The sequence below is a fragment of the Azospirillum baldaniorum genome (genome assembly GCF_003119195.2).
In the GTDB taxonomy this organism is placed as follows: Bacteria; Pseudomonadota; Alphaproteobacteria; order Azospirillales; family Azospirillaceae; genus Azospirillum; species Azospirillum baldaniorum.
Genome location: NZ_CP022254.1, coordinates 1,383,706 through 1,390,000, shown reverse-complemented (window position 1 = coordinate 1,390,000; position 6,295 = coordinate 1,383,706). Strand labels below are relative to the sequence as shown.

Below are 6,295 nucleotides of genomic sequence, written 5' to 3'. Positions count from 1 at the left end.
ACGCCGGGACCGGTGGTGGACATGGAGCTTCCGCAGGTTCTGTCCGAATTCGGGGTGGTCTTCCTCCTCTTCGCCATCGGGCTGGAACTGCCTCTGTCGCGCCTGCGGGCGATGCGGCGCTACATCTTCGGGCTTGGGCTGATGCAGGTCGTCCTGACCAGCGCCGCCATCGCCGCCGTCGCCTACGCGCTGGGCGAGGACGTGGCCGCCGCGCTGGTGATCGGCGGCATGCTGGCCTTCTCCTCCACCGCCACGGTGCTGAAGCTGCTGGTCGAGCGCGGGGAGACGGTGGCGCGGTTCGGGCGCGTGTCGGTCGCCGTGCTGATCTTCCAGGATCTGGCTGTCGTGCCGCTGCTGACCCTGCTGCCGCTGCTGGCCGGTGGCGACACCAGCATTCCCTGGGCGCTCGCCCTGGCCGGGGTCAAGGCCGTCGCGGCGATCGGCGCCATCATGCTGCTGGGCCGCTTCGTGGTGCGCCCGGTCTATCACTTCGTGGCCTCGGCCAAGAGCCCGGAGGTCTTCACGGCGACCAACCTGCTGGTCGTCCTGGCGGTCGCCTGGCTGACGGGGGCGGCCGGCATGTCGATGGCGCTGGGCGCCTTCCTGGCCGGCATGCTGATGGCCGACACCGCCTACCGCCATCAGGTGGAGGCCGACATCGAGCCGTTCCGCGGCCTGCTGCTCGGCCTGTTCTTCATGACCGTGGGGATGACGCTGGACCTGCCGGCCATGCTCCAGCGCGCCGACGACATCCTGATGGTGACCGCGGCGCTTCTGGTCGGCAAGAGCATCCTGCTGTTCCTGCTCTGCCGCCTGTCGGGGCTTGGGCTGGCGACCTCGCTGCGCATCGGGCTGCTGCTGTCGCAGGGCGGCGAGTTCGCCTTCGTGCTGATCGGCAAGGCGACGCGGCTGGCGGTGCTGGAGGGCGAGACGGGGCTTCTGCTGTCCTCCTGCGTGGCGCTCAGCATGGCGGTCACGCCGCTGGTCGGCGCCATCGCCCAGCGGCTGGCCCAGAGGGTCGAGGCCCGCTACGGCGCCGAGGCCTTCGGCGTGGAGACCAGCGACATCACCGGCCATGTGCTGATCGCCGGCTACGGCCGGGTCGGGCGCGCCGTGGCGCGGCTGCTGCGCACCCACGACATCCCTTACGTCGCGCTGGACCTCGACCCGCAGCGGGTGGCGGCGGCGCGGGCCGAGGGGCTGCCGGTCTATTACGGCGATTCCAGCCAGATCGGCGTGCTGCGCGCCGCCGGGATCGAGCGGGCGCGGGCCGCCGTCATCACCGTCAACCGCCCGGACATGGCGGAGCGCGCCGTGGAGGCCATCCGCCGCGCCGCCCCGCGCCTGGCCATCGCCGCCCGCGCCCACGATCTCGACCGCGGCGCGCGGCTGAAGAGGGCCGGGGCAAGCGCCGTGGTGCCGGAGACGCTGGAGGCCAGCCTGCAGCTCGCCAGCCTCGTGCTGCGCAACGCCGGGGTGGACGCCGAGACCATCGACCTGAGCCTGAAGAGCGTCCGCGACCGCGGCTACGACGCGCTCAGCGAGCCGGCCGGCCAGAACGACTGACCGGAACGACTGGGCAATCGCCTCAGCGCTCGACCCGCCACAGGTCAAAGACGGTGCCGCGGTAGACCTCCTGCGCGCCCGGCGGCGGCTGGAGCCCGGCCGCGTGGAAGACGTTGGAGAACATCACCAGCACGTAATCATACTTGTCCCGCCAGCCGATGTAATGCGGGCAGGGCTCCACATGGTCGCGCAGGGTCGCCTCCCCGGGGCGGGAGAGCAGGCGCACATCCACCGGAACCCCCTCGTAGATCGCCATGCAGCGGTCGCGGTAGGGCTGGGTCACGGTCAGCGGCTGCTTGCCGGGATGGCTGAACAGGGTCGGGACGAAGGCGCGCCGCTCCACGGTGATCAGCGACGGCAGATGGATCAGGCTGGGCAAGGCGACCAGCGCGTGCCGCCAGGGCGGCTGGGTGAGCAGGAACTCCCGCGTGTTGCAGCAGCCGGCCTCCTGCCCCGCCCAGGCGATCAGGACCGAGCGTCCGGGCTCGATCCGCTCCATGGCGCGGCGCAGATCGGCCACGTCGTCCTCGTAGGCCAGCCAGTTGAGCGTCAGCACGCCGGTCCGCACCGTCAGCAGGGCGAGCAGCCCGGCGGCGAAGGCCGCCGCGGCGCGGGCGCTGGGAAAGCGGATGTCGGTGCCGGCCACCAGCAGGAAGGCCGCGAGGATCCAGAAGCGGATCGACACGAAATAGGTGCCGAAGAAGGGGTCGGGCACGACGAAGAAGGCCAAAACGAACAACCCCACCGCCAGCATCATCGCCGGCGCGGCGCGCAGCCAGCCCGCCAGACGCGCCGCCACCATGCCGCCCAGGATCAGCAGCAGGGTCGCCACGTCCAGCAGCGTGTTGTAGTTCAGGACCGGGGCAAGCATGTCATGTAGCCGGTAGCGCCACTGCTTCAGCTCGGTCAGCTTCTTCAGCCGCCAGTAGACCTCCTTCAGCAGCAGGACCGGCGTGCTGTCGCGAGCGCCCACCGCCGCCGCGTCGGACTGCAGGAGATGCGTCCCCACCGTGCCGGCGAACAGCGCCGCGGGAAGGGCCAGCAGGGCGGCGAAGCGCAGGGCATCGCGCCCGAAATTGGCGAGTGTCAGCGGCTTGCGCCCCTTCCCCACATACTTCACCGCCTCCACCGCGAACAGGCAGAGCAGGAAGGAGCCGAGCACGATGGCGTGGGCGAAATAGAGGAAGAGGGCACAGCCCATCCCCACCGGCACCTGCCAGCGCCGCCCCGCCAGCGCGATCCACAGCGACAGCCCGACCAGCAGGAAGCCGAGGCCGAGCGAGAAGCTCATGAAGCCGCCGATCAGCGTGGCGTTGTAGATGAACAGCGCACCGCACAGCGGCCACAGGCTCCACCGCCCGAACAGCGTGCGGTTCAGCAGCATGGCCCCGAACAGGGTCAGCAGCCCGGCCAGCGCCATGTAAACGCGCCCGGCGACGTACAGCGGCAGCACGCTGGCGAGCGGCAGCATCACCGCCTCCATCAGCAGGTTCGGGACCGGCGTCAGGGAGGCGGTGTAATGGTCGGCCAGGAAGGGATCGGACCGGTAGTGCAGCAGCACGTCCACCCGCGCCAGATGGTTCGGGTAGTCGAGCAGCGGTGGCATCTCCACCAGGATGAGCGGCAGGAGAAGCAGCGCCAGGATCACCGGCAGCACGAGCGCCAACGGCGGCGACCAGGCTCCGGCCCCGGCGTCCGTCCGCAGGGCAGCGGCGCCGGGGCCGGGGCCGGGGGCCTGCGACAGTCCTGAATGGTCCACCGGTGCCTCCTGCATTTGGTGCAATGCGGAAGGCTCAACACATCCGCCGTCCGCATCGCCAGAAGGCAATGGCGTTACGAGTCGGCGTTGGACTTAGTCCGTGGCCCGGACGGGGCAGACTCCATGGTCCGCAAGAATCCCGTTCGCATGAGGCGGAACGCCCGACCCGCCCCTTTTCGCGGGTAGGCCGGGCACCATCCGCAGGCCGTCAGGGCTGCGGGAAAACGCGGGCGCGGTCGATGTGGACGGCGCACTGGTCGCCAAGGCGCAGGCCCAGGGCGGACAGGCGCTCGCGGTCCATCTCGGCTTCCAGCGGCAGGCCGGCGAGGTCGATCTCGATCCGCGCGTCCGGCCCCACCACATGGATTCCCGACACCCGGCCCGGCCCGCCGGCGCTAGGGCTCAGGCCCAGATCGTGCGGGCGCACATAGGCGATGGCCGGGCCGCGGACCGTGCCGTCGGCGGGGATGGACAGCGCCCCGTTGGCCGTCCGCGCCACCCCGTCCGCCACCACGCAGTCGAAGCGGTTCACCTGCCCGAGGAACTCGTAGACGAAGGCCGAGGCCGGGCGGTCGTAGACCTCCGCGGGGCTGCCCACCTGCTCGATCCGGCCCTGGCTCATCACCACGACGCGGTCGGCCAGTTCCAGCGCCTCCTCCTGGTCGTGGGTGACGAAGACGGAGGTGATGTGGATGTCCTCGTGCAGCTTGCGCAGCCAGCGCCGCAGCTCCTTGCGCACCTTGGCGTCGAGCGCGCCGAACGGCTCGTCGAGCAGCAGCACCTTCGGCTCGATGGCGAGCGCGCGGGCCAGCGCCACGCGCTGCCGCTGCCCGCCGGAGAGCTGCGCCGGATAGCGGTCGGCGAAATGGGCGAGCTGGACCAGTTCCAGCAGTTCCATGACGCGCCGCTTGATCTCGGTCGAGGCCGGGCGCTGGCCGCGTGGCCGCACCTTCATCCCGAAGGCCACATTCTCGAAGACGGTCATGTGGCGGAACAGCGCGTAATGCTGGAAGACGAAGCCGACCTGCCGCTCCCGCGGGGTGAGGCTCAGCGCCTCCTCCCCGTTGAGCAGGAGGCTGCCGGAATCGGCGAACTCCAGCCCCGCCATGATGCGCAGCAGGGTCGTCTTGCCCGAGCCCGACGGGCCGAGCAGGGCCAGAAGCTCGCCGGAACGGACCTCGAGGTCCACCGCGTCGAGCGCGCGGAAACTGCCGAATTGCTTGGTGATGCCCGAAACCTGGATCGCCATGACGTGCGTCGCCTCAATGCCGGGTGGCCGCCAGCTCAGCCCCGAAGCGCCATTCCAGCACCGACTTCACGACCAGCGTGACGAGGGCGAGCATGGCCAGCACCGAGGCCACCGCGAAGGCAGCGACCAAGTTGTATTCGTTGTAGAGGATCTCGACATGCAGGGGCATCGTGTTGGTCTCGCCCCGGATGTGGCCGGACACCACCGACACCGCGCCGAACTCGCCCATCGCGCGGGCGTTGCACAGCAGGACGCCGTACAGCAGGCCCCATTTGATGTTGGGCAGGGTGACGCGCCAGAAGGTCTGCCAGCCGGACGCGCCCAGCACCAGAGCCGCCTCCTCCTCCTCGTTGCCCTGCTCCTGCATCAGCGGGATCAGCTCGCGGGCGACGAAGGGGAAGGTGACGAAGACGGTGGCGAGCACCAGCCCCGGCACGGCGAAGATGATCTGGATGCCCTGCGACTTCAGGAACGGCCCCATCAGCCCGTGCAGCCCGAACAGCAGCACGTAGATCAGGCCGGAGATCACCGGCGACACCGAAAACGGCAGGTCGATCAAGGTGATCAGCACGTCCTTGCCACGGAAGTCGAACTTGGCGATGCACCAGGACGCCGCCACCCCGAAGAGGAGGTTCATCGGCACGGCGATGACCGCGACGATCAGCGTCAGCTTGATCGCCGCCACCGCGTCCGGCTCCATCAGGGCCGCCCAGTAGGCGTCCGTGCCGCGGCGCAGCGCCTCGACGAAGACCGCGACCAGCGGCAGCACCAGGAACAGCATCAGGAAGGCCAGCGCCGTGGCGATCAGAAGCCCCTTCAACCAGCGGCTGTCGGCCAGCGCCGGGGTGAACCCGACGGCTTTCTTAACGAGCATGGCGCGACCTCATCCAGGCTTGCAGCAGGTTCAAGGCCAGCAGCAGCACGAAGGACGCCATCAGCATCAGCACGCCGACCGCGGCAGCGCCGGCATAGTCGTACTGCTCCAGCTTGATGACGATCAGCAGCGGAAGGATTTCCGACAGGCCGGGGATGTTGCCGGCGATGAAGATCACCGAGCCGTACTCCCCCACCCCGCGGGCGAAGGACAGGGCGAAGCCGGTCAGCAGGGCCGGCAGGAGCGCCGGGAACACCACCCGCCGGAAGGCCTGCCAGCGCGTGGCCCCCAGGGCCGCGGCGGCCTCCTCCTCCTCCGGCGGCAGGTCCTGGAGGATCGGCTGCACGGTGCGCACCACGAAGGGCAGGCCGATGAAGGTCAAGGCGATGGCGATGCCCAGCGGCGTGAAGGCCACCCTCAGCCCGAACCACTCCATCAGCAGGGAGCCGATCCAGCCGTTGGGTGCGTACAGCGCGCTGAGCGCGATGCCGGCGACCGCGGTGGGCAGGGCGAAGGGCAGATCCACCAGCGCGTCGACGATCCGGTCGCCGGGGAAGCGGTAGCGCACCAGCACCCAGGCGACGATGAAGCCGAAGACGGCGTTGACCGCAGCGGCGGCCAGCGACAGCCCGAAACTGACCTTGAAGGCGGCCAGGACGCGCGGCGTCAGCACCGCGTCCCAGAAGCCGGACCAGCCCAGCCCAGCCGCCTTCAGCGCCAGCGCGGCCAGCGGCAGCAGGACGATCAGGGACAGATAGGTCAGCGTGAATCCCAGGGTCAGCCCGAAGCCGGGCAGGACGCTGGGTTTTCGAAGAACGCTCAACACCGTGCCCCCCGTATTGGGAAG

The 6,295-nt window shown here is 70.0% G+C and carries 5 protein-coding genes (1 of these 5 cut by a window edge); 1 reads left to right on the top strand and 4 read right to left on the bottom strand.

Annotated elements, in window-relative coordinates; genetic code table 11:
• A protein-coding gene (locus tag Sp245p_RS20600; protein WP_014198145.1) for a monovalent cation:proton antiporter-2 (CPA2) family protein crosses the window boundary here: on the top strand, nt 1–1,566 show its 3' portion. Its footprint begins 135 nt before the window's first position; only the last 1,566 of its 1,701 coding nucleotides appear in the window; its start codon lies off the left edge, out of view; its stop codon occupies nt 1,564–1,566.
• Nucleotides 1,567–1,588: 22 nt separating this feature from the next.
• On the opposite strand, the gene Sp245p_RS20595 is transcribed toward Sp245p_RS20600, so the two are convergent.
• The 4 genes from Sp245p_RS20595 to cysT form a co-directional block, all read right to left on the bottom strand.
• Nucleotides 1,589–3,325, bottom strand: a complete 1,737-nt coding sequence (locus tag Sp245p_RS20595) for a hypothetical protein (RefSeq protein WP_129557204.1) — start codon at nt 3,323–3,325, stop codon at nt 1,589–1,591.
• Between the two features lie 208 nt (nt 3,326–3,533).
• Nucleotides 3,534–4,574, bottom strand: a complete 1,041-nt coding sequence (locus Sp245p_RS20590) for a sulfate/molybdate ABC transporter ATP-binding protein (protein WP_014198142.1) — start codon at nt 4,572–4,574, stop codon at nt 3,534–3,536.
• 13 nt (nt 4,575–4,587) lie between these two features.
• On the bottom strand, nt 4,588–5,448 hold the full coding sequence (cysW, locus tag Sp245p_RS20585; protein WP_014198141.1) for a sulfate ABC transporter permease subunit CysW: 861 nt from the start codon (nt 5,446–5,448) through the stop codon (nt 4,588–4,590).
• Entirely contained in the window at nt 5,438–6,271 is an 834-nt protein-coding gene (gene cysT, locus Sp245p_RS20580) for a sulfate ABC transporter permease subunit CysT (protein WP_207197903.1), read from the bottom strand. The genes cysW and cysT overlap by 11 nt, the downstream gene beginning before the upstream one ends.
• Nucleotides 6,272–6,295: the final 24 nt, after the last annotated feature.